Origin of the sequence: Actinospongiicola halichondriae, assembly GCF_049103745.1 — a bacterium.
Taxonomy (GTDB): Bacteria; Actinomycetota; Acidimicrobiia; order Acidimicrobiales; family Salinilacustritrichaceae; genus Salinilacustrithrix; species Salinilacustrithrix halichondriae.
The window spans coordinates 1,271,951-1,294,233 of sequence record NZ_CP171622.1; the positions used below are offsets into that span (position 1 = coordinate 1,271,951).

The following is a 22,283-nucleotide window of genomic DNA, read 5'->3' on the forward strand; positions in this document are numbered from 1 at the left end:
CTCAGGCCGAGCGCTGGGCTCGCTCTGGCAGTGATGAGCCGCCGAGGCCGTGGCGGCAGAAGTCGATGACCTCGTCGGCCACGTCAGCCGGAGGGCGGCGTCGGCCGAGCAGTTGTGTCCGGGCCAGAACGGAGCTGACTCCGAGCACGGCCTGGGAGATCACGATCGCGTTCCCGTCGGGAATGGTGCCGGCGTCCATGGCCTCCTGCACCAGCTTCTGGGTGTCTCCCAGTGCGACCTTCTCGCCCTTGCGGATGCCCGATGCGAAGCTCGCCTCGGTCCGGGCGAACTCGATGAGCACGTAGAGGTCGCCGTGGGCGCTCCACCACTCCATCGATGCCCGGATACCGAGTTCGAGGCGGGCGAGGGGGTCTTCCTCGTCGCCCATGGCATCCCACTGCGCTCGCCGGAGCGCCCGCTCACCATCGCGGAGGATCTCCATGAAGAGCTCCTCCTTCGACTCGAAGTACCAGTAGAAGACGCCCTTGCCGACCCCGAGCCCGTCGACCAGTTCTGCGACCGACGTGGGGTGGTAACCGTTCGTGGCGAACCGTGAGGTCGCGAACTCGATCAGTTCGTTCCGCCGCTGGGCACCACGCGGGGTCAGTTGCCTGGCCATGCCGGCGAGCGTACTTGACTGAACGGTCAACTCTGGGGGTGCCGCCCGTCGAGCAAACGTCTTCGGCCCGTCCACGAGCGGAAACCAGCCGTTCACGATCGATCCGTACCGTCATCGCCATGGAGACCTACATCGTCCGTGTGTGGCTGCCCGACCGTCCTGGTGCGCTCGGGCAGGTCGCGAGCCGGATCGGCGCCGTCCGCGCCGAGATCGTCGGCATCGACATCCTCGAACGCGGTGGCGGTCGGGCGATCGACGAACTCGCCGTGCAGCTCCCCGAGGCCGGTCTCCTGGACCTGTTGGTCGACGAGATCCGCGCCGTCGATGGCGTCGACGTCGAGGAGGTCCGACCGGTGGACGGCCTCACGCACGATCCCCGTGCCGACGCGCTCGAGACCGCGGCGATCATCGTGGGCGCTGCGGATCGCAGTGACCTGCTCGACGCTGTCGTCAGCCACGGCCGGCGTGTGCTCGGCGGGGCGTGGGCCGCCGTCGTCCACCTCTCCGACGACACGGTGCACGCGGTCGACGGTGATGCGCCGTCGACCGCATGGTTGGTCGCGTTCGTCGAGGGCAGTCGTTCAGCAGGGAGCGCCGCCGATCCGGGAGATCGAGGACCCGACGACGTGGTCTGGGCGCCGATGCCGGCGACGGGACTCGCCGTGGTCGTCGGGCGTGTGGGTTCGGGGTTCCGGGCCCGTGAACGGCGGCAGGTGGCGGCGCTGGCACGGGTCGCCGACACACGGCTGGTGGACTTCGTCCGTCGGGCACACCCCAGCGCCCGGTCCTGAGCCCGAACCCGGTCGTCAGGGCCGGGCAGGCTTCACTCCGTCGTCCATGCTCGCGACCGCTCGACCGCACGCAGCCAGACCGCGTGTGCGGCGTCGGCGTCGTCGCTCGACGCCGACGGGTGGACCTCGGTGTCGAGTCGCCAGTTGGTCGTGACGTCGGCGGGGGAGTCCCACACGCGTTCGGCCAGGCCGGCGAGGTACGCGGCGCCGAGCGCGGTCGTCTCCTGGACCTCGGGTCGCGACACCGGGACCTGGAGTTGGTCGGCCTGGAGTTGCAGGAGGAGCCCCATCGCCGAAGCGCCTCCGTCGGCGCGCAGGGCCTTGACCTCGCGCCCGGATGCCGCCGACATGGCGTCGACGACGTCCCTGGTCTGGAACGCCATCGCTTCGACCGTGGCGCGAGCCAGATGCGCGCGTGTGGTCCCTCTGGTGATGCCGACGATCGTTCCCCGGGCGTACGGATCCCACCAGGGCGATCCGAGGCCGGTGAAGGCGGGAACGAGCACGACGCCGCCGGTGTCGGGCACCGATTCGGCCAGTGGTCCGGTCTCGGCTGCCTCGTCGATGATCTCCAGACCATCGCGAAGCCACTGGACGGCCGATCCGGTCGAGAAGATCGCCCCCTCGAGGGCGTAGGTGGTCGATGCGGCATCGACGGCATCGAGCGACCAGGCCACGGTGGTGAGGAGTCCCTCGACCGGTTCGGGGCAGGTGGAACCGACGTTCATGAGGACGAACGAGCCGGTGCCGTAGGTGTTCTTCGTCATGCCCGGTTCGAAGCACGCCTGGCCGAACAGCGCGGCCTGTTGGTCGCCGGCGACGCCCGAGATCGGGATGCCGGCCGGGACGCCGACGCCGACCGCCGTGGTGCCGAAGCGCCCCGACGACGGCCGGACCTCGGGCAAGGCGGACGTGGGGACTCCGAAGAGGTCGCAGAGCTCGTCCGACCAGGCCAGGGTCCGGATGTCGAAGAGCATGGTGCGCGAGGCGTTCGACGGTTCGGTCGCGTGCACGGCACCGCCAGTCAGCTGCCACATCAACCAGGTGTCGATGGTGCCGACCGCGAGGTGTTCGTCGGCCTCGACCCCGCCGCCGCCGTCGGCGGTGGAGCGGAGGAGCCACTCGATCTTCGATCCGGAGAAGTACGGGTCGAGCACCAGTCCCGTCGCCGACCGGACCAGGTCGAGATGGCCGGCTTCGGCGAGTTCGTCACAACGGCCCGCCGTGCGCCGGTCCTGCCACACGATCGCGCGATGACGAGGTTCGCCGGTGCGACGGTCCCACGCGACCACCGTCTCTCGCTGATCGGTGATCCCGATGGCGGCGATCGGTTGGTCGAGCGTGGCCGCGAGTTCGACCAGCGTGGTGCGGACCGCCTCCCAGATCTCCATCGCGTCGTGTTCGACCCAACCCGGCCTCGGGAAGTGCTGGGTGAACTCGCGATACGACATGCCGACGGGCACGCCCGACGGGTCGAGTGCGAACGAGCGCACCCCGGTCGTCCCTGCATCGATTGCCACGACAACAGCCATGCTGAGCGACTGTAGGTTCTGCGCATGCGAGTAGGTGTCCTCACCGGAGGCGGCGACTGTCCCGGACTCAATGCTGTGATCCGAGCGATCGTGCGCAAGGGCACCCGCGTCCACGGCGACGAGATCATCGGGTTCCTCGACGGCTACCAGGGCGTGGTCGACCAGCGGTTCATCCCGCTCGACGTGACGGCGTTGCGGGGCAAGCTCCCCATCGGCGGAACGATCCTCGGGACCAGCCGCTACCAGCCGTTCATGGACCCCGACGGTGTCGATCGTGTCCGGACGTGCCTCGGAGACCAGGGGATCGACGCGCTGATCGCCATCGGTGGCGAGGGGACGCTCGGCTGTGCCCGCGACCTCGCCGCGGCCGGATTCCCGATCATCGGCGTGCCCAAGACCATCGACAACGATCTCGCCGGCACCGAGATGACCTTCGGCTTCCAGACCGCGGTGCAGATCTGCACCGACGCGATCGACCGCCTGCACACCACGGCGGAGTCGCACGACCGGGTGATGGTCGTCGAGGTCATGGGACGCCACGCCGGACACATCGCTGTCTGGTCGGGGATCGCTGGGGGAGCGACTGTGACGCTCATCCCGGAGGAGCCCTTCGACATCGACTCGGTGTGCGAGGCACTCCTCCGCCGCCACCAGGCCGGCCGGTTCGCCTCCATCGTGGTGGTGGCTGAAGGCGCGGTGCCCCGACCCGGGACCCTGGTCCTCCCCGAGCCCGAGGTCGACGAGTACGGCCATCAGCGCCTCGGTGGCATCGGGACGACGCTCGGTGGCGAGATCGAACGGCGCACAGGCTACGAGACCAGGGTGACGATCCTCGGCCACGTCCAGCGGGGTGGCACGCCCAACGCCTTCGACCGTGTCCTGGCCACCCGGTACGGCGTCGCCGCGATCGACGCGGTCCACGACCTCGCCTACGGCGAGATGGTCTGCCTCGAGTCGGGGCGGATCGGGCGCATCACGCTCGACGAGGCCAAGGCCCGCGGTCTCAAGACCGTCGATCCACAGCTCTACGACGTCGCACGGGTGTTCTTCGCCGCTTGACGCGGCCGGGATCTACCGCTGCGCCGAGTAGCTGTTGCGGTCGACCGGCTGATCGGTCGTCTCGCCGTTGTCGATGGCCGCGGGGACCGGGCTCCCGTCGTTGCGGAACACGACCTTGCTGACCTCGCCGTTCGTGGCGGTCCAGACGATCTGGGCGAGGGCGTCGCGGAGGTCGCTGCCCTGGATGCCGCCGGCGCCGAAGAGGCCACGCACGTCGACCACGAGCGTCGTGGTGCCCGGGGAGAGCGTCGCACCGACGAGCTCGGCCGTCTCGGGGATCGCAGTCGTCAGTCCGGCCTCCTCGGGACGGTCGACACCCTCGGAGTCCGGACGCACCGTGAACAGGTTGCCCAGCACCTCCTGGATGCCGGCATCGACGTCGACCTCGCGCGGGACCTGCTCGAGCGAGGTCGATCCACTGCGCACCCGGAGGAGGTACACGTCCTCGGTCTTGGTGACCTCCGAGGGGGTCGAGGTCGCCGATGTCGTGCTCGTCGTCTCGAGGAGCGACTCGAAGAGGTCGCTGCTCAGCTCGATGGGCTCGTCGTTCGTCGAGACCGCGCAGGCGCCCACCGAGACGGCGATCAGCACGAGGAGGGTGACGAGGTGACGTCTCATGCTTCCCCGCTCTCGTCATGGTCGAGTTCGACGCGGGGGAGTTCCACCGTGAAGCGGGCGCCCCCACCGGGAGCGTCGGCGACGAAGATCCGTCCACCATGGAGTCGGACGTGCTCGTCGACCAGTGCGAGGCCCAGGCCGACCCCGGTGCCCGTGCCGCGCCGGCTCGCCTGCCCGGCGCGGTTGAAGCGTTCGAAGATCCGCACGCGGTCCTCCTCGGGCACGCCCTCGCCCGCGTCGTCGACCATGATCCGTACCGCGGTGGCATCGGCGTCGACGTGGACCGCCGTCGGTCCTTCGGCGTACTTGGCGGCGTTGGTCAACAGGTTCGCCACGACTCGTGCGATCCGGCGCTTGTCCAGGGCGGTGACGATGTCGCCGAACTCCTCGTCGATCGTCACGCTCTCGTCGAGGACGACGGGGGTGTCGAAGCCCGCCGACCGCACGGCATGCCCGACGAACTGGGAGAGGAGCACCTCGTCGAGGTCGAGATGCATCACACCGGCATCGAACCGGGAGATCTCGAGCAGGTCCTCGACCAACTCTCGGAACCGATCCAGGTCCTCGGCCAGGAGGTCGAGGGCCGCCTGGGCTCGCTCGCTCAGGTCGGTCCGGTTGTTGTCGAGCACCTCGATCGACGCCTGCAAGGTGGTCAACGGAGAACGGAGTTCGTGCGACACGTCGGACGCGAACTGGGCGTCCTTCTCGATGCGCGACTCCAGCGCGTCGGCCATGCCGTTGAACGACGTGATGATCGGTTCGAGGTCGGGGTCGACGAGCCCGCGGATACGGGCGTCGAGGTCGCCGCCGGCGAGCGACTGCGCGGCGCTGCCGACCTCGTCGAGTGGTCGCAGGATCTGCCGCGCCGAGTACCAACCGAAGGCGGCGCCGGCGAGCACCGTGGCGATCGATGCCCCGAAGAGGGTGAACGAGATCGACGACAGGGTGTCGTCGAGCGACCGGAGCGACACGATCTCGAAGTAGGCGCCGTCGATGTCGGCGACCGGGGTGCCGACCACCAGGCTCTTCGTGTCGTTGCGGTGGACGAAGCGCATCTTGGCGGGGGTGCCGCCCAGAACGGCTTCGCGGATCTCGGCCGGCAGCGTCTCGCAGCTGAACTCCGGGTCCTGGGCGCTCCAGCCCGAACCGCACGACCCGTCCTCGGCCGCCAGCGCCCGCTGGAAGACGATGGGACGGGAGCCCTCGGGCGTCTGGAGCGAGGCCAACAGGTTGATGGTGTCGGCATCCGGTCCGATGCTCGAACGGACGATGTTCGCGTTGGTCGACACGCGGACGACCGCGTTCGCCTCACGCTGGTTGAGGAGATTGGTCCGGGTGACGCCGAGCACCAGGCCCGACAGGACCAGGGCGAGGAGGAGCGCGCCGATCGAGAACGCCAGGATCACACGTGCGCGCAGCCCGAGCCGGGGCACGAGTCGGAGCCGGGAGTCGGTTGACGCGGCGGTGCCCGCAGTCGTCTGGGGCGCCGGCATGTCAGGCCTGGAGCTTGTAGCCCAGCCCCCGGACGGTGACGACGTGCTTCGGGTTGGCGGGGTCGGCCTCGATCTTGGTGCGCAGACGCCGGATGTGGACGTCGACGAGGCGACCGTCACCGAAGTAGCCGTAGCCCCAGACCCGTTCGAGCAGGACCTCGCGCGAGAAGACCCGGCCCGGCGACGACGCCAACTCGGTGAGGAGCCGGAACTCGGTCTTCGTCAGGTGGACTTCTTCGTCCTCGCGCTTGACGACGCCCTCGTCGGGGATCAGCTCGAGATCACCGAAGCGGAGGTGCGCATGGCCGGGCTCGCCGGCTCGGGTGCGCCGGAGCAGCGCCCGGATGCGGGCGGAGAGTTCCTTGGGGGCGAACGGCTTGGTCAGGTAGTCGTCGGCCCCGGCCTCGAGGCCGGCCACGACGTCATGGGTGTCGGCCCGCGCCGTCACCATGACGATGGGGACGTCGGAGATGCGTCGGATCGACCGACACACCTCGAAGCCGTCGATGCCCGGGAGCATGATGTCGATGAGCACCACGTCGGTGGGCTCGCGTTGGAAGGACTCGAGGGCGACTTCGCCGGTGTCCGCCTCCGCGACGTTCCAGCCCTCGTCCTCGAGGGCCAGTTTCACCGCGGTACGGATGCGTTCGTCATCCTCGACGGTGAGGATTCGTGTGGCCACGTCCTCCATCGTGCCTCATGGAGAGCCCCGACCGTGGGCATCCTCAGTCCGGATCTGCCGGGTGCACGATTCCGGCATCCCGGAGGAGGGTGACGAACTCGTCGCGACGGCCGGGATGGACGGCGATCACGAGGGTCCCGGGGAGCGGGTGGTCGTCGATGATCTCGACCACTGCACCGGCTTCGCGGGCGATGACCGAGCCCGCGCAGTGGTCCCACGGAGCGAGGCCCGACTCGACGTAGGCGTCGAGCCGTCCGCAGGCGACCGAGCACAGATCGGCGGCGGCGGCGCCGAAGCGGCGGATGTCGCGGACCCGGCCGATCAGCGTGCTGACGTTGGCAGCCTGTCGTTCTCGGACCGCTGCCTCGTACGAGAACCCGGTCCCGACCAGCGCGGTGGCCAGTGGTGCCGGTGCCGGGACCCCGATCGGTCGGCCGTTGCGGGTGGCACCGTGACGGAGCGCCGCAGCGAACCGATCCGCGGTCGAGGGCACCACGACGGCGCCGGCCACCGGCGTCCCATCGACCTCGACCCCGATGGAGACGTTCCAGCCCGGGAGTCGGTACAGGTAGTTGGTGGTGCCGTCGAGCGGATCGATCACCCAACGCACGCCCGACGTCCCGAGCACCGATGCGCCCTCTTCGCCGATGATCTCGTCGTCCGGCCGGGCCGAGCGGATCCGGTCGACGATCAGGCGCTCGCTGGCGGCGTCCATCTCGGTGACCATGTCGGTCCCCGTGGACTTGGTCGACACGTCGGATCGTTCGTCGTCCAGTCGATCGGCGAGCAGGTCGGCCGCAGCGTCGGCGATGTCGACGGCGAGGTCGCGGAGCACCGCCGGGTCGCGATCCAGCGTTGCGTCGCACGTCATGACCCGACGGTACCCATCGTCGGATGGCTGCAGTTCGGTGGGTGCCGGTGGCTACCGTCTGGGGCATGAGGACTCCCGCGCGGATCGCGCTCGCACTTGTCGTCTTCGTCTCGTTCGCCTGCTCCGGCGACGACGACGATGCCGCTCCGGTCACGACGACGACCGAAGCGACCACCACGACCGAGGAAGCCACGACCACCACGGCGCCGGCCCCCGAATCGACGCTCGTCGCTCGCTCCGAGGTCGACGTCATCGACGTCTTCGACACCCCCGAGGGTGGTGAGCCCGCCATGCAGCTCGACCGCCGGAGCGAGACCACCGGCAACCTGGTCTTCGTCGTCAACGAGGAGGCGGCGAGCGCCGACGGCCGTCACGAGGTGCAGCTCCCCGTCCGTCCCAACGGCTCGACCGGTTGGGTCGACGCATCCGACGTCTCGCTCAGCGTCCACGACTATCGCATCGAGATCGAGCTGGCGGCCTTCGAGCTCCGTGTCTACAAGGGCGACGAGAACCTCCTCACCACGCCGATCGGCGTGGGGACCCAGGACACCCCGACTCCCGGCGGCACCTATTACATCAAGGAGCTGCTGCAGCCCCCGACGCCGACCGGGCCCTACGGCACCTACGCCTACGGCCTGTCCGGCTTCTCGAACGTGCTCGAGAGCTTCGGCGGCGGCAACGGCGTGATCGGCATCCACGGCACCAACCAGCCGGAGCTCATCGGCACCAACGTCAGCCACGGTTGCATCCGTGTCGAGAACGACGTGATCTCGGAGTTGGTCGAAGAGGTCGGGCTCCCGCTCGGCGTGCCGGTCCAGATCCTCGAGTAGCCGGCGGCTCAGGAGCGGTCGTCGCGCTCAGCTGTGGCCTTGTGGTGTTGGATGACCCGCCACTCGGCCATGGCCCGCAGGGCCAGGACAGCCACGACGCCGACGCCCACGGCGAAGATCACCGCACCGGTGAGCCCGCCGATGCCCGCAGGCGTGGTGCAGTCGCCCTCGCACTGGAGGTCGACCACGGCGTAGCCGATCAGACCTCCGCACGCGCCGGCGACGAGGATCGATGCGAAGGCCAGGACCCGCGCGCCGGTCGACGGGAGCGCCGACGGCGAGTAGTCGTGATCGTCGGTGGGGGAGACATCGGCCACGGCACGAGGTTAGGGGTGGGAGGGCTGCGATCTTGCCTCGGCGGCGGCGGGGCGGTTTGGATGCACCCGTGACGACACCCGAGACGTCCGACCGCTGGGGCGAGCGCATCTTCGATCGCGAGGACTGGGCGGCGTTGCGAGCGCACGAGTCGGTGCCCATCGCGGAGGAGGACCTCGAGGCGCTGGCCGGCATCAACGAGGACCTCTCGATGCGCGAGGTCGAGGACGTCTACGTGCCGCTGGCCCGGCTCCTACACCTCCGTGCCGGGGTCACCCGCTCGCTCCACGACGCCACCGGGGCATTCCTCGGTCGGTTCCGGCCCCACGTCCCCTTCGTCATCGGCGTGGCCGGCTCGGTCGCCGTCGGCAAGTCGACGACCTCCCGTGTGTTGCAGACCTTGCTGGCGCGGGCGCCCGAGCGTCGGCGCGTCGACCTGGTCACGACCGACGGCTTCCTGCACCCGAACGCCGAACTCGAGCGACGCGGGCTGCTCCAGCGCAAGGGATTCCCGGAGAGCTACGACACCCCCTCGCTCGTGTCGTTCCTCGCCGATCTCAAGGCGGGTCGCCCCGATCTCCGGGTGCCGGTGTACAGCCACGAGGTCTACGACGTCGTGCCCGGGGGACACCAGGTCGTGGACCAACCCGACATCGTGATCGTCGAAGGACTGAACGTCCTCCAGGTGCCGCCGACCATCTCGACCGGCGGGCCCGCCGTGTTCGTGTCCGACTTCTTCGACTTCGCCATCTACGTCGACGCCCACGAGGGCGACGTCGAGGAGTGGTACCTCCAACGATTCCTCACGCTGGTCGAAGCCGCGCGCACCGACGAGGGAGCGTTCTTCCACCGGTTCGCCAGCCTCGACGACGACCAGGCCGAGCATCTGGCCCGGGACATCTGGACGAGCATCAACCTCCCGAACCTGCACGCGAACGTCCAACCGACCCGTGATCGCGCCGACCTGGTCCTCGAGAAGGCCGTCGACCACCACGTGCAGCGGGTGCGGCTCCGAATGCGCTGAGTTCCTCGGCGCGGTCGGATCGGTGTGGCCGAGCTCCAGCAATGGCGAGCGATACGACGCGCGATGTCGTCGTCGTGGGGGTTGCGCTGGCGCTGAAGAACCGGCAGTCGGTGCGGCTACTCGGTAGAACTGGTCTGTGCCTCAGTACTCCACTGACTACCCAGGTTTAGCCCTCCGGGAACATGCTGAGCTGTTCTTCGCTGGTCACGACATCGTGGAGCGCGAATGGCCCGGAGGGCCGATTGCTGAGCGCATCCCGGACTTCTCCGTGCTTGCTGTTGCACCTGGGCCTCGGTTCAACCGATGGACCTACATCACCCGCGGCTGCTGGTCAGCTACGCAGGAGGACGGGCACGGATTGGAGTTCGTGCTCTCGGCGCCAGACGGGAGTGACCGACACGTCGAACTGATGACGATCAACGCCTACTACCACTCGGGTCCTGAGAGTCAGCGACTCGATCTGGGACACACCGTTCCGATTGGCGAAGAATGGACGCCGGGTTCCGCTTGCGATCATCTGTTGGTTTCGTTGCCATACGCGTACGGGCCCGACCTGGAGATTTGTTCATGGTTAGACGGCCACGCGCGTCTCCTCTCCCTCATCCCGATCACCGAGGCTGAGCGCGAGTACAAGGCGGCCCATGGGCTGGAGGCTCTCGAATCCAAGCTGGAAGAAGCCCACACAGACTTCAGCAATCCGGCTCGGGAATCAGTGATCTAACGAGCGCCGAAGTGCCGCTCGGGACGGATCCGTGCTTGAGCTCGATGGGGACGTCGACCGCACCGATCATCCAGATAGGGCTGCGAGGCGCTGGTCAACCGGCCATCGCGCGGGTCTCGTCAGACCGGCCCGTCGAGAGGGAACCCGTCGAAGAGGGCAGACTTCAAGCACTCGCGATGCGCTCCCAGTCCTTGGGTAGCCGTGTCCTCGATCTCGGGAAACGTCACGCTGAGCTGCACGTAGTCCCACGGACCGACCTCGTCCGTCTTGGTGGGCTCGCCGCAGAAACAGCAGACCATCCTCGCCGTGCTCTTCACAGAGCCGAGTCTCGCAGACGCTCCAGCGGGCCGCCCCGACGTGCCGCTCGGGACGGGTCCGATATCGAGCGTCGAGATCACGCCGTCCGCACCGATCATCCAGATAGGGCTGGACAGGGCCGCGACAACACCGGCAGTATCCCGCGGTGTTCCGGAAAGCGTCGACAGGGCGGTCCTTCTCGCATGGACGAGCTTCGATCTCGATAGTGGTCGCGCTCGGCGTCACGGCTGCTGCGTGTACATCCGGGCCGGATACTGAGTCCGGCTCAACCGAGCTCCCTGACGAGGCGACGTTCTGCGACGAGGCTTCCGATGCCTATCGGGAGACGCTTCACCAAAACGAGACGTTCTTCGTTGGATCGACTCTGGAGCGGCTGGTCAGCGTCGCTTCGACTGAAGCGGACCGCGAGAAGCTCGTCGAAGCCGAGGCCGCCGTCAAGCGGTTCGAGGAGGTGGACGCGGCACCGGTCGACCTGAACTCCCTGCCAGCCGCCTACACGGATGATGAACAGGAGTCGATTGTGAACGCGTTGACCCTGGTCTCGCTCACCTGCAAGGACTCGTTCCCTCCACGAAGCGACCTCGGCGTGGACTTCTCGACGCCGCAAGACCCAGCGGCGTCATCGGCATCCACCGACATCAGAACGCTCGCGCCCATGGATCTCGGGGTCGTTGATCTCGGCAACGATGCGTTTCCAGCTCCGTACGAGGTCACCTACGAGGGCGGCGTCACTTGCGTGTTGTTCGAGAGTGACCCGGAGGGTGAGCCTCTCTGCAGTTCGGGCGAGCGAGAAGAGATCATCCTGGTGAGCCAATCCGTTGATTCGGTGGCGATCCTCGGACCACCCACCACCGAGACCGAAATCGCGGTCCGAGAGTCCAACGGTGACGAGTTCTCCGCAACGATGCTGACCCCCCACCTCTGGGTGGTCGACACAACCGAGCATCAAGCGCCATTCATTGCCCGCATCGGCGATTACCAATGCTTCGCGATCGCTGTGGGATTGGGTGGCACGGAACAGTGCATCGAGCGCTCGTTCTGGTAGGTCACTGCCGCACCTGACGCGCCCCGCCCCTACGTGCCGTTTCTCGGCGGTTGCGCGGGCGGCGTTCTCGGAAACTTGACCGCACCGAAGATCTGTTCTTCGTTGATGTCGGCGCTGCGCAGCTGGCAGGCGGAGTAGAGCCGTCGAGGTGGTGCAGGCTCGATGGTCAGGGGAATGTGCGGATCACGGAGGTGATGGTGTTGCCGTCGGTGTCGACCAGCTCCAGTTCCGTGGTCGAGGTGTCGGCTGGGAGGGTAAAGGCGATGTAGCGGGGGCCCGAGGGACGGTCGTCGCGTGCCACGGTCTCGACGAGGAATGACTCGTTGTCGGTGTTGACGCGGATCGCTTCGACGGTCGGGTGAAATGCGCCGTAGACGCCCCATGGTGTGTCGTCACGTTCGTAGCCCAGTCGGGAATGTCCGATCGACGAGCGGGTCGGGTCTGCGAGCCACGACGTTTCGTCGGCAGGCGCGCAGGAGTAGATGGAGCCGGAGGGCTCGCCGTAGTTCGAGCCTCCGGCGTTGAGTTCGCTCCCGGGACGGTTGATCTGCTCCGCGACCAGAACGACTCCGCCGGTATCGGCGGCACAGCCGTCAACGACTGCGTCGGTGGGCAGCAACCACCACTCACCAGACGCTGCCTGCCCCGACATCAACGCCTCCTCGACGGGGATGCGAACGATCGCGTCCTCGTTTTGAGCGAGGAACGCCGACGCCGCACCGACCGCGACGATCGCAGCGACTGCGGTTGTCGCGAGCCGACGCCAGCGGCGACGGGCCAGCGGCGGAGCCTCGGGAACGTCGGCATGGTCGGCGACGACGCGAAGCGTGTGCCGGAGATGGTCGCCGAGGTCGGCTTCCAGAGTGTCCAGATCGTCTCTCATCGGTCGAGTTCCTTGCGTAGGTGGATCAGCGCGCGTCGGAGGTCGGACCGCACGGTGCTCTCGGGCCGATCGAGCAGGTCAGCGATCTCCACGAGGGCAAGGTCTTCGTAGAAGCGAAGGACGACGACGGTGCGCTGGATGGTCGAGAGCTGTTGCACGACCTCCCATGTCTCGTCGACCACGGGTTCGCCAACGAGTGGTTCGGGACGTGCCGGCAGCTGTCGGTGCGCTCGCCGGTGAATGTCAGCGGCGCGGTTCGCGACGGTGCGCCGCAGGTATGCGCGTGGGGATCGGACTTCTCTCCAGGACTGGGCGAGTGACGCGAAGGCTGTCTGGGCGAGATCCTCGCCGTCGCTGCGGCTACCGGTCAGGAGATAGCCGAGCCGTGCAAGTCCTTCGTACCGTTCGGAGTACAGGTCTTCGAGCGACTCGCCGAGTTGTTCTTCTGCCTCAGCTCTCACACCTACATAGTCGTGCAGACGGTGCACAACGTTGCACCGATCTCGGAGACACGGGTCTGGGGCTGAACGGCGATCGCCGCTCGGGACGACGCGCGTCCCTTGTCAAGAGCGCAGACCGCGCCGATCACCCCGATCTGTTCGACAAGAGGCCGCGATACCCGGCAATCGGTGCGGGTCAGACGGGTGTCGGTTGGGGTGTGAGTGCGTGGACGTTGACGGGTGCGGTCTTGCCCTTGAGGTGGTGGGTGCCGCGGTCGGTGAGCCCGGTCGGTGCGGTGGTGAGGGCGTCGAGGGTGGCTTGGGTGACCAGGGTGGTGTCGCCGGTGGTCTTGGTGAGTTGCTCGATGCGAGCGGCGACGTTGACGGTGTCGCCGATGAGGGTGAACTCGCGTTTGCGGGCGGCGCCGATGGTTCCGGCGATCACGGTGCCGGTGTTGATCCCGATCCCGATCCGCGTGTCGCCACCGAACCGTGCCGTGACCTGCGCGTCGATGAGCCCGGCGCAGGCGAGGGCACGTTCGGCGTGGTCGGGGTGGAGTTCGGGGGCGCCGAAGACGACCATGGCGCCGTCGCCGAGGAACTTGTTGACGTGTCCGCCGTGGGTGTCGACGGCGTCGACGACGATCTCGAACACCGAGTTGAGGTGGGTGACGGTGTCCTCGGCGGTGTTCGCTTCGGCGAAGGGGGTGAAGTCACGGATGTCGACGAACATGACGGTGACTTCGAGGCGTTCGCCGTTGAACACGTCGTCACCCTGGGCCAACAGTCGCTTGGCGAGGGCGGGGTCGACGTAGGACCCGAAGGCCGCCTGCAGGCGTTCTCGTTCGGCGAGGCCGGTCTGCATCCGGTTGAACGACGCCGACAAGACGCCGAGGTCGTTGTCCTGGACGACCGGGAGCCGTTGGGTGAAGTCACCGGCCTCGACCCGACCGGTGGCGGCGGCGAGATCACGCAGCGGCGCCAGACCCGGACGAATGACCGAGAATCCCGTGACCGATGCTGACAACCCGGCGGCGCCGAGCGCGATCGGCAGCGCACGAATGGGATGCTCGGCTACCCCGGCCACCCCAGCGAGAAACGCAGCCGTCATCGACATCCACACGACCTGGGTCATGATCACGATGGTCGACCACGTCCCGAACGTCGGACTGGACTTCGGGAACTGATCACCAACGTCGTTTCCCTCGGCCAGGGCCAGCCGAGCCGGCCGCATCGCCGCCTCGGTCCAGAAGTGACCTCCCGTCACTACGATCAGGATCCCGACGACTACGGCGATCACCGTCCACTGGGCTACCCGGCCCGTGTCCCCCAGGACGAGCGTGAGCGGCACCAGTCCGACGAGGCCGAACACGGGCGCAGAGGTCAGCAGGCCCCGGCGAAACATCTGGCGAGCGAACCTGTAGGTGCCAGCCAAGGCTGCGGTCGCCGACACGTCCTCGGCACCGGCCGCCCACCGCTCCACATCCCGCCACGCCGACGACCCCGGCAGGATGGCCGCCCACGGAGCCAACACACTCGCCAACGTTCCCGCCACCAGTGCGACGACCACGGCCTTCGAAGTCCCATAGGCCACGACCGCGTCACCCTCGGCCAACAGCACGAGGACGTACATCGGTACGGCCACTCCCACGAGCACCGTCAACGCGAGCACGACGAGAACCGCCCACGAATACCGCGACCCGAACCGACTCCAACACAATCCCCAGAGCGCATCCATCCCGACAGTCTCCCCCGACAACCGCCCATAGGTGCCGATAGCGCGGCGTCGGCGTGGAGCTCCCATGCAACAGAACGACGGCGCTGAACGTTCGGTGCGGTTGGCCCCTTGCGGAACCGCGCCAGAACCGGCATTAGGGACGGCGGGCGGCCCAGTCGGGACCAGCGCGCGGACGTCGGTCAGAAGTAGTAGATCCGACGCTCCCTTCGGTTCTCGGTCCAGTTGCTCCGGCGCGCCAAGAACGCCATCGACAACGAGAACCCGATCTCGCACAACAGGAACAGTGCCAGCAGCTTCCCCCGGCCTACGTCTTGCATGGCGTAGATCAAGGTCATTGGAACGGCAAAGACCAACGAAGCGAGGGGGAAGAAGACGAACCCTGGCAACTTGGCTGCGACGTAGCGCTGGAGCCGATTCGGGGCCTGGTCTGCCGGTCCCCACCGATCGCTTGCCTTCTCGATGACCACCTGGCTCAGCCTGCCACCTTTGCCCGCCTCGGAGCCGAGTGTTCCGCACTAGATGTGACGCTCGTCGGTGGTGCCGAGGCGAAGCGCCACCTCGGAGCGACTTCTCGATCGACGGCTCGCTCGCATTTCAGTTCTACTGGACGCCGGCCCGCGCGACCCGGCACTCTCCAGCGCATGCTTGGCCGGATCGAGAACTCTGCCGTCGGGGTAGCGATTCTCTCCACGGCTCCGTGGATGCTCCTCGGGCAGATCTTGGTGTACATCAACAACCGCGGCGAGGCGTCGGAGGACAGCCTCTTGGGCATTACTCAGTTCGCGATCGTTCTCGCGATCCTCGCGACAGCCGCTGGAACTCTCTGGACGCGGCTTCTACGACAATCCGACCCGCTGCGTTCGGCCTCCCGTTGGGGACTCCTGTCGCTCGCTACGGCCTCGTTTCTCATCCCGACCGTGCTCGTCGGGGTACTTGCGGCGCTCGTTCTCCTGCCCACGGCCGGGCTTCTCATCGGGCTCGCAGGCTCGACCCCGAATTCGGATGGGGCACGGGGACTCGCTGGCTCGGCGCTTCCCGCACTTGCCATGGGTGCACTCGTTGTCCTCGTGCTGAGCTTCTGAAGTGAGAACGTGACCCGACCGCTCCGACGTGCTGTTGCCCAGCGGGTGAGGTGGGTCGAGCCCGAAGGCCGCTAGGCGCGCCGATTGACCGGTTCTGCGTGACAAGGGCTAGCGAGATCCTGCAGTCTTCTGTGGTGACGGATGTGACTCGGCGGCGACCCTGAACGAACCCGTGGACGACACTCCCGCCTCCACCTCCGCCTCCGCCTTCTGCGACGTTGCGACCGTTCTTGCGGTCGGTATCTACGTGTTGTGCGCGTGCACATTGCTACTGGCTCGTCCGCAACTGCGGAACGCCTTTGATCGCGTTCGTTTGTCCGGGCGCTCGCCCAAGGTGCTCCGCATGATGGCCACTGACTGGGGATTCCGCCTCACGTTCACGCTGGTGCCTCTGACGGCGATCGCAATCGGATGCGGGTTGCTCGTGATTCGCTTGGTCCGCTGCTGACTTGCGTCGCAGCCCCGGGGCAGCGCCGACGTGCCGCTCGTTGGTGGCCTCGAACACCCCGCCGTCGAGAAGGCCAACCGCACCGATCAAGACCCATTCTTCAATAGCGCGGGCGGTGCTCGTCCGGCAGAATGCGGCGCCGACGCCACCTTGAGTGGCGACATGTATCGGATGGGTGATTGGGCATGCGGGCTGGACACGGAGGACGAGGCGGCCGTGATGCCGTGAAGTGGGCCGTCTCGTCGGGCACCTGGTATGTCCTGGTGGGCACGATGTTCCTGCCCGCATCGGTGATCGGACTGATCCGTGGGGGCAACCCAACATGGAAGGTCCTGCTGCTCGGCGCAGCCGGTGCCGCATGTGCGCTGCTTTGGATCGAGATGTTGCGCCAGTTTCTCCGTGGGGAGCGTGAGTGATCGGCTATTTGAATTCGGGTTCTCCGAGCTTGTAGCCGAACCGAGGTCCGATTCTCTTTGGTCGTCGACCGACACGCCGTCGAGGTCGGTCCTGCCCGCAATTTCCAGTACGGCGTGCGGGACGGGACCGGGATCCGGCAGTCGGCGCTACTCGCCCCGTCGGTGGATCTTCGCGTTCCCGATGATGGCAAGCACGATGGCTCCGACCGCGCCGCCCATGCCAACGGCGTCGGCCGAGCTTCGTTCCACGCCCGTTCCCACGGGGGGCGACTCCACGACCACGAGCCAGACCCCGAGTGTCACCACGCTGCCAAGGACAAAGCCAGTGACCGCACACAGCACGGTGATCCAGAGCCGCAGCGGGAGTGAGGTGGTTTCGTCAGCCAGGACCGACAGCCTACGAGCACCAGAATTGACCGCGCCTACGTGCCGGTAGTCCTCGCCTGATCGAGGTCGAGCTCAGAAACGCTTGCCGCACCGATCATCCAGCTATCCGTTGACTGGACTGCGATGTACCCGGCATCCTTCGAAGGCTGTGGGACTCTCGGATGTGTCGTTTGCTGTAAGCCTTTCGTTGTTCTTGGGCACCGGATTCTTGATGGTCCGCAATCGCTTTACCCGGCAGCCTCTTCCAAACGCTGGTTTCTTCTTCTTGCCGCTGATCTTGGTGGAGGCTTGGTGCCTCGGGTTGATCGGGAGCGATGCGCTCCTCGTATTGGTCATGGCCATCCTCTTCGCAATCGCGCTTCTGGTTGAGCGCCGAGCGAGGATCGAATACGAGTCCGCGGCACACCGACGGTTCTCCGATTGACGCATCCGTCGGCCTCGGCCTAAGGCTGAATCCACGGCTCGTGACAGGCGTTCGTGCCGCTACTCGCCACCCACTCTGTGACCCCGGTCGATGACGCTGACCGCACCGATCATCGGTTGGCGGCTGGACGCTGCGCTCAGGAACCGGCATTCTCCAGCGATGGCCGACCCGTCCCGTTGGTCCCGATGGCGTCGGCCGACCGTCCGCCGTGGGATCACGTTCATCGCCCTCGGGATGTTGACACTCGTGGCTGCGGGCTTCCTGCTCGGTCCAGCATCCGACCGGCAGGACGCGCTCGTTCAAGCTGGCGTGGAAGTGCCCGGCGTAGTGACGAAGTCACGCGACCCGATCCGCGGTCCCAGTTCGGTTGAGTTTCGCTATTCGTTCAACGGACGTGACTTCGACGGCGAAATCTTCGGCAGCAACTCGTACGACGCGGGGGAGGCTGTCGCCGTCTTCGTCGATCCCGATGACCCAGCAAGCGCCACCCTGGCGAAGGAGCAGCCGCAGAGCCGACCCGCCTACGTCCTCACGCTGGTCATGATCACGGGTTCGTTCCTTCTTCTGGCTGCGGGCGTCGCGGACCTTTGGAAACGGTGGCGACGTAGCCGTGTGTAGGTCGCGACCGTCCCGACGTTCACGTCTTCGTTGACGCCGACGCGATTCACTCGGCATGCTCCAGCGCATGGCAGGGCCGCCAAACGCAGCAGTCGAGCAGGCGATTCGTGATGCGACTCGCCTCGCTCGAACCTGCGCAGCGGTCATGGCCGGGTGTGCTGTAGGGATTGCCCTGAGCGTCGTCATCGGCTTGGCAGCGGTTCCGCAGATCGGGCTGCTTCTCTGCGGGTTCGGTCTGATGTTCGGCGCTCTCTACGGGATCGCGTGGAGGCGGGCGACGTGTGCCCGCCAAGCAATTCGGGCGTCCGAGTTCCGAGAAGTTCGAGCGCATGGATGGACGCGGCCTCCTGACGGCTGCAACTACGCGCTCTTCTACGGGCCAGACGATGGCGACCCTGATGTCGTCATTCGCCTGCCACTTCGTCGGGACATGACACGCTCTGTCCTCGGGTGGCTAGCCGGGCCGGGAGAGCCAGCGGTGCTCGGCGGCGTCGGCCTGGTCTCAGAGGACGGGCTCTTGGCCACCGGACGTATTGTCTCGGACCGGGCGGCCCGCAAGCGGTGGGCTCGGCGCGAGACGGTGCCGGGCAGGCTGGTCCAGAGGCCACCGGAGGGGTGGTATCCGCCGGGAGGCGAGTAGCGTCTACGTGCCGTTGCACTGCGGGTGCCGGATACCAATCCGACGACTGCCGACCGCTCTGTTTTCCCGATAGCTGTTGGACACGGCCCGCGCGACCCGGCAATCGGTACGGCCCGGATTGACTCTGGGTTGCGGATCCGCGCGCCCGTGAAGGGAATCGCAACCCAGAACCAGTGGCGATCCGTTCTGGGCTTCGATTCCGCGCGCTGGTGAGTGGAATCGCAACCCGGAACGGAGAACCCGCACCGAGGTGCCGTTCTCTTGTGTACCCGCAGCAACGGTTGGTCAACAGAACGTTCCGGGGGCACGTTCTGTGTGGCACCGGGACATGCGTCGCCGCCAGAGAACGGCACATAGCGCGGGCGCCCGCGGCGTCCGTGCTCCCTCATCAACCTGATCCAAATCTCAACCGGTCGAACGAGGCTCCCAGGCTTCAGTCCGGGGAAGCCACCACTGCGGTAGACCGTTCGTCACAACGAACTCGTGGTCAACGTCCGAGTACAAGGTCCCGATCGACTGGTTCTGCTGCAGCACCGCCTGAACCATTCCTGTCCGAAGTTGGATGGATGCCGCCGCCTCGGTTGCCGCCACTGCCGCCCGACGCAGGGGGTCCAGATAGTGCTGCTCCACCTCGTGGCGATGCCCGTTGGGAGGCTCCAATCGGTCCAGGTCGGTGACGACCGCTCGCAGCCGCGAGGCGACTGTCTTCGCCCAAGCGCGGCCGGCCCATGGCCAAGGGACGAGGTGGAGAAGCAACGTGCGTGGCCTGTTGCGCGCCCAGGCTCGCTCCGAGGCATCGCGGTAGTTCGCCCAGTCCACCAGCGGAAGATTGCCGGTTCTTCAGCGGCGTCGCAACCGCGCCTCGAAGCTCCGACCACGACCTATCGCTCCCGGACGGTTTCTAGCCACCCGTTCATCCAAACTTGCTGCCGAACTCCGGATGCGCTGACCTACTGGGCGAGGTCGGCGACCGAACCGCCACACAGGCGCACGAGGTCCTCGGGGGCGACCGCGAAGACGTGTCTCGGCGTGCCCGCTGCAGCCCACACCTGTTCGTGGTCGAGCAGCGCGCGGTCGACGACCGTCGCCAGGTCGGTCGCCAGCGCGAACGGCGGGACCCCACCGATCGGGTAGCCGGTGGCGGCGCGGACGGCATCGGCGTCGGCGCGACCCACCGTCGAACCGTCGAGCGCGGCCGCCAACTTCGCCTCGTCGAGGCGGTTGTGGCCGGCCACCAGTGCCATCACCGGGTGGTCGTCGAGGAGGAACACCAGCGACTTGACGATCGACGAGACCGGACCCCCGACGGCATCGGCTGCGTCCTGTGCCGTGCGGGTCCCTTCGGGGTACTCGACGACCTCGATCGTCACGCCGGCATCCGCCGCACCGGCCACGACCCGTTTCGCGTTCGCGTGCATGCGTCCATCGTGCCCGATCCGTCTCCGCCGGTGACAGACTGCGACCGTGCGTGCATGGACTGTTGCCGGGGGACTGATCGAGCTCGACGGTCGTCTCCTGCTGGTCAAGAACCAGCGGCGCGACGGTTCCCTCGACTGGACCACGCCCGGTGGGGTCGTCGACCCGGGCGAGGAGATCCTCGAGGGGCTCACCCGTGAGGTGCACGAGGAGACCGGGCTGCGCGTCGCAGCGTGGGAGGGTCCGTTGTGGCGGGTCGAGGCCGAGGCGCCCGACATGGGTTGGACGCTCGAGGTCGAGGTGCACCGAGCCATCGGGTTCGAGGGCGAGATCACCGTCGACGACCCCGACGGCATCGTCGTCGACGCCGCATGGCTCGATCTCGACGGATGTCGCGAGTGCCTCGACACCTCGTGGGTGCCGGCTCGCGAACCCATGCTCGCGTGGCTCGGTGAACGATGGACCGACCCTCGATCGTTCCGCTACCGGGTCGAGGGCGACACGCGTACCGGGTCGTCCGTCATCCGTCTGGACTGACGGTCCACGGTGTCGGCGACCGTCCGGACGATCCTGCACGTCGACATGGACGCGTTCTACGCGTCGGTCGAACAACATCGGCGTCCCGAGCTGCGCGGTCGACCCGTGGTCGTCGGCGGAACCGGCGCCCGAGGGGTCATCGCCGCGGCGTCGTACGAGGCCCGGGCGTTCGGCGTCCGATCGGCGATGCCGTCGCTCCGCGCCAAGCGGCTGTGCCCGGACGCGGTCTTCCTCCCAGGTGACCACGCGCTCTACGGCGAGGTGTCGGGCCGCATCATGGAGATCTTCCGGGGGATCACACCCCTGGTCGAACCGTTGAGCCTCGACGAGGCGTTCCTCGACGTGACCGGCAGCCGTCGACTCCACGGCGACGGTGTCGGGATCGCCCAAGGGATCCGCGACCGGATCTTCGACCAGGAGGGACTCACCTGTTCGGTCGGGGTCGCGTCGAACAAGTTCCTCGCCAAGCTGGCGACCGAACACGGCAAGCCCCGGCCGTCGGTCGACGGGCCGATCCCGGGCACCGGCATCACGGTCGTCCGACCCGGTGACGAGCGAGCGTTCCTCCGGCCGCTGCCGGCCGGATCGCTGTGGGGGGTCGGGCCGAAGACGCTCGAGAAGCTGCAACGGTTGGGTGTCCGCACCGTCGCCGACATCGAGGCACTGCAACTCGACACCCTCGTCCGCGCGGTGGGCGAGGCGAGCGGTCGTCACCTCCACGCGCTGGCCCACGCGATCGACGAGCGCCCGGTCGTGCCCGACGCACGTCCGAAGTCCATCGGGCACGAGGAGACCTTCGCCGAGGACATCGACGACCGCGACCGACTCCACGTCCACCTGGTCCGCATGGCCGATGCCGTGGCCGACCGTGTCCGGCACCACGGACTCCCGGGACGGACGGTCAGCATCAAGGTCCGTTTCGGCGACTTCTCGACGATCTCGCGGTCGGCGACCCAGCCCGGGCCCGTCGACTCCGGTCCCTCGATCGTCCGGGCCGCGTCCGCGTTGCTCGATCAGGTCGACATCAGTTCGGGTGTCCGACTGCTCGGCGTCTCGCTGACCAACCTGACAGAAGATGCACCGCGCCAGATGTCCCTCGACGACCTCGCCCGGACGCCCGACACCGCCCCCGCCGCCGACGGTGCGGCCTGGGAAGCCGTGACCCAGGCCGTCGATGCCGTACGAGAGCGGTTCGGGACCGATGCACTCCGTCCGGCCACCCTCCTCGGCGATTCGCGGGCTTCTCGACCGGGCGAACGGCCGTGGGGTCCCGACGCCACGTCGGAGTCGGGGGAGAACGAACCACCCAGCCCCACGAAGCGGCCTCCTCGGTAGA

At 67.6% G+C, this 22,283-nt stretch carries 24 protein-coding genes; 12 read left to right on the plus strand and 12 right to left on the minus strand.

Annotated elements, in window-relative coordinates:
- Position 1 precedes the first annotated feature (1 nt).
- Positions 2 to 619, minus strand: coding sequence for a TetR/AcrR family transcriptional regulator (locus AB8619_RS06315; RefSeq protein ID WP_436795613.1), 618 nt, complete (start codon positions 617 to 619; stop codon positions 2 to 4).
- Positions 620 to 738: 119 nt separating this feature from the next.
- Here AB8619_RS06315 and AB8619_RS06320 point away from each other — a divergent pair, with 119 nt between their 5' ends.
- Positions 739 to 1,410 carry a hypothetical protein gene (locus AB8619_RS06320; protein ID WP_436795614.1) on the plus strand — a complete coding sequence of 224 codons (672 nt, stop codon included), beginning with the start codon at positions 739 to 741 and terminating at the stop codon, positions 1,408 to 1,410.
- Between the two features lie 32 nt (positions 1,411 to 1,442).
- On the opposite strand, the gene glpK is transcribed toward AB8619_RS06320, so the two are convergent.
- The gene (glpK, locus tag AB8619_RS06325; RefSeq protein WP_436795615.1) at positions 1,443 to 2,942 is read right to left on the minus strand and encodes a glycerol kinase GlpK; all 1,500 of its coding nucleotides are present in this window, start codon (positions 2,940 to 2,942) and stop codon (positions 1,443 to 1,445) included.
- 24 nt (positions 2,943 to 2,966) lie between these two features.
- Between glpK and AB8619_RS06330 the strand changes: the two genes are divergently transcribed.
- Positions 2,967 to 4,001, plus strand: coding sequence for an ATP-dependent 6-phosphofructokinase (locus AB8619_RS06330; RefSeq protein ID WP_436795616.1), 1,035 nt, complete (start codon positions 2,967 to 2,969; stop codon positions 3,999 to 4,001).
- A gap of 12 nt (positions 4,002 to 4,013) precedes the next feature.
- On the opposite strand, the gene AB8619_RS06335 is transcribed toward AB8619_RS06330, so the two are convergent.
- Genes AB8619_RS06335 through AB8619_RS06350 form a run of 4 tightly spaced genes read right to left on the minus strand, consistent with a single transcriptional unit; the run spans position 4,014 to position 7,665 of the window.
- Entirely contained in the window at positions 4,014 to 4,619 is a 606-nt protein-coding gene (locus AB8619_RS06335) for a GerMN domain-containing protein (protein ID WP_436795617.1), read from the minus strand.
- Entirely contained in the window at positions 4,616 to 6,112 is a 1,497-nt protein-coding gene (locus tag AB8619_RS06340; RefSeq protein WP_436795618.1) for a HAMP domain-containing sensor histidine kinase, read from the minus strand. The genes AB8619_RS06335 and AB8619_RS06340 overlap by 4 nt, the downstream gene beginning before the upstream one ends.
- A 1-nt stretch (position 6,113) precedes the next feature.
- On the minus strand, positions 6,114 to 6,794 hold the full coding sequence (locus AB8619_RS06345) for a response regulator (protein ID WP_436795619.1): 681 nt from the start codon (positions 6,792 to 6,794) through the stop codon (positions 6,114 to 6,116).
- A gap of 43 nt (positions 6,795 to 6,837) precedes the next feature.
- Positions 6,838 to 7,665, minus strand: coding sequence for an inositol monophosphatase family protein (locus tag AB8619_RS06350; protein ID WP_436795620.1), 828 nt, complete (start codon positions 7,663 to 7,665; stop codon positions 6,838 to 6,840).
- 65 nt (positions 7,666 to 7,730) lie between these two features.
- On the opposite strand from AB8619_RS06350, the gene AB8619_RS06355 reads away from it, so the two are divergent.
- Positions 7,731 to 8,495, plus strand: a complete 765-nt coding sequence (locus tag AB8619_RS06355) for a L,D-transpeptidase (RefSeq protein WP_436795621.1) — start codon at positions 7,731 to 7,733, stop codon at positions 8,493 to 8,495.
- 8 nt (positions 8,496 to 8,503) lie between these two features.
- On the opposite strand, the gene AB8619_RS06360 is transcribed toward AB8619_RS06355, so the two are convergent.
- Positions 8,504 to 8,812: a hypothetical protein gene (locus tag AB8619_RS06360; protein WP_436795622.1), complete on the minus strand. Its 309-nt coding sequence runs from the start codon at positions 8,810 to 8,812 to the stop codon at positions 8,504 to 8,506.
- Between the two features lie 68 nt (positions 8,813 to 8,880).
- On the opposite strand from AB8619_RS06360, the gene coaA reads away from it, so the two are divergent.
- From coaA to AB8619_RS06375, 3 genes are all read left to right on the plus strand, one after another.
- Positions 8,881 to 9,834, plus strand: a complete 954-nt coding sequence (gene coaA, locus AB8619_RS06365) for a type I pantothenate kinase (RefSeq protein WP_436795623.1) — start codon at positions 8,881 to 8,883, stop codon at positions 9,832 to 9,834.
- Between the two features lie 136 nt (positions 9,835 to 9,970).
- Positions 9,971 to 10,555, plus strand: coding sequence for a suppressor of fused domain protein (locus AB8619_RS06370; RefSeq protein ID WP_436795624.1), 585 nt, complete (start codon positions 9,971 to 9,973; stop codon positions 10,553 to 10,555).
- Between the two features lie 523 nt (positions 10,556 to 11,078).
- Positions 11,079 to 11,918 (plus strand): hypothetical protein, encoded by an 840-nt coding sequence (locus AB8619_RS06375; RefSeq protein WP_436795625.1) that lies wholly within the window; start codon positions 11,079 to 11,081, stop codon positions 11,916 to 11,918.
- 166 nt (positions 11,919 to 12,084) lie between these two features.
- Here AB8619_RS06375 and AB8619_RS06380 read toward each other — a convergent pair whose 3' ends face one another.
- The 4 genes from AB8619_RS06380 to AB8619_RS06395 form a co-directional block, all read right to left on the minus strand.
- Complete coding sequence (locus AB8619_RS06380) at positions 12,085 to 12,801, minus strand: hypothetical protein (RefSeq protein ID WP_436795626.1); 717 nt, start codon at positions 12,799 to 12,801, stop codon at positions 12,085 to 12,087.
- Positions 12,798 to 13,289 carry an RNA polymerase sigma factor gene (locus AB8619_RS06385; protein ID WP_436795627.1) on the minus strand — a complete coding sequence of 164 codons (492 nt, stop codon included), beginning with the start codon at positions 13,287 to 13,289 and terminating at the stop codon, positions 12,798 to 12,800. Before AB8619_RS06385 ends, AB8619_RS06380 begins: the two co-directional genes overlap by 4 nt.
- Before the next feature lie 148 nt (positions 13,290 to 13,437).
- A complete protein-coding gene (locus AB8619_RS06390; protein ID WP_436795628.1) occupies positions 13,438 to 14,979 on the minus strand; it encodes an adenylate/guanylate cyclase domain-containing protein in 1,542 nt (513 codons plus the stop codon).
- Positions 14,980 to 15,158: 179 nt separating this feature from the next.
- Positions 15,159 to 15,446, minus strand: coding sequence for a hypothetical protein (locus AB8619_RS06395; protein ID WP_436795629.1), 288 nt, complete (start codon positions 15,444 to 15,446; stop codon positions 15,159 to 15,161).
- Positions 15,447 to 15,620: 174 nt separating this feature from the next.
- Here AB8619_RS06395 and AB8619_RS06400 point away from each other — a divergent pair, with 174 nt between their 5' ends.
- The 4 genes from AB8619_RS06400 to AB8619_RS06415 all read left to right on the plus strand — a co-directional run bounded on the left by AB8619_RS06400 (position 15,621) and on the right by AB8619_RS06415 (position 18,354).
- Positions 15,621 to 16,061 (plus strand): hypothetical protein, encoded by a 441-nt coding sequence (locus tag AB8619_RS06400; RefSeq protein WP_436795630.1) that lies wholly within the window; start codon positions 15,621 to 15,623, stop codon positions 16,059 to 16,061.
- Between the two features lie 172 nt (positions 16,062 to 16,233).
- On the plus strand, positions 16,234 to 16,509 hold the full coding sequence (locus tag AB8619_RS06405) for a hypothetical protein (protein ID WP_436795631.1): 276 nt from the start codon (positions 16,234 to 16,236) through the stop codon (positions 16,507 to 16,509).
- Between the two features lie 185 nt (positions 16,510 to 16,694).
- Positions 16,695 to 16,925 carry a hypothetical protein gene (locus tag AB8619_RS06410; protein WP_436795632.1) on the plus strand — a complete coding sequence of 77 codons (231 nt, stop codon included), beginning with the start codon at positions 16,695 to 16,697 and terminating at the stop codon, positions 16,923 to 16,925.
- Positions 16,926 to 17,826: 901 nt separating this feature from the next.
- Positions 17,827 to 18,354, plus strand: a complete 528-nt coding sequence (locus AB8619_RS06415; protein ID WP_436795633.1) for a DUF3592 domain-containing protein — start codon at positions 17,827 to 17,829, stop codon at positions 18,352 to 18,354.
- Positions 18,355 to 19,944: 1,590 nt separating this feature from the next.
- On the opposite strand, the gene AB8619_RS06420 is transcribed toward AB8619_RS06415, so the two are convergent.
- The gene (locus AB8619_RS06420; RefSeq protein WP_436795634.1) at positions 19,945 to 20,412 is read right to left on the minus strand and encodes an aminoacyl-tRNA deacylase; all 468 of its coding nucleotides are present in this window, start codon (positions 20,410 to 20,412) and stop codon (positions 19,945 to 19,947) included.
- Between the two features lie 46 nt (positions 20,413 to 20,458).
- On the opposite strand from AB8619_RS06420, the gene AB8619_RS06425 reads away from it, so the two are divergent.
- A complete protein-coding gene (locus tag AB8619_RS06425) occupies positions 20,459 to 20,947 on the plus strand; it encodes an NUDIX hydrolase (RefSeq protein ID WP_436795635.1) in 489 nt (162 codons plus the stop codon).
- A 9-nt stretch (positions 20,948 to 20,956) separates the two neighbouring features.
- A complete protein-coding gene (locus AB8619_RS06430) occupies positions 20,957 to 22,282 on the plus strand; it encodes a DNA polymerase IV (RefSeq protein WP_436795636.1) in 1,326 nt (441 codons plus the stop codon).
- Position 22,283: the final 1 nt, after the last annotated feature.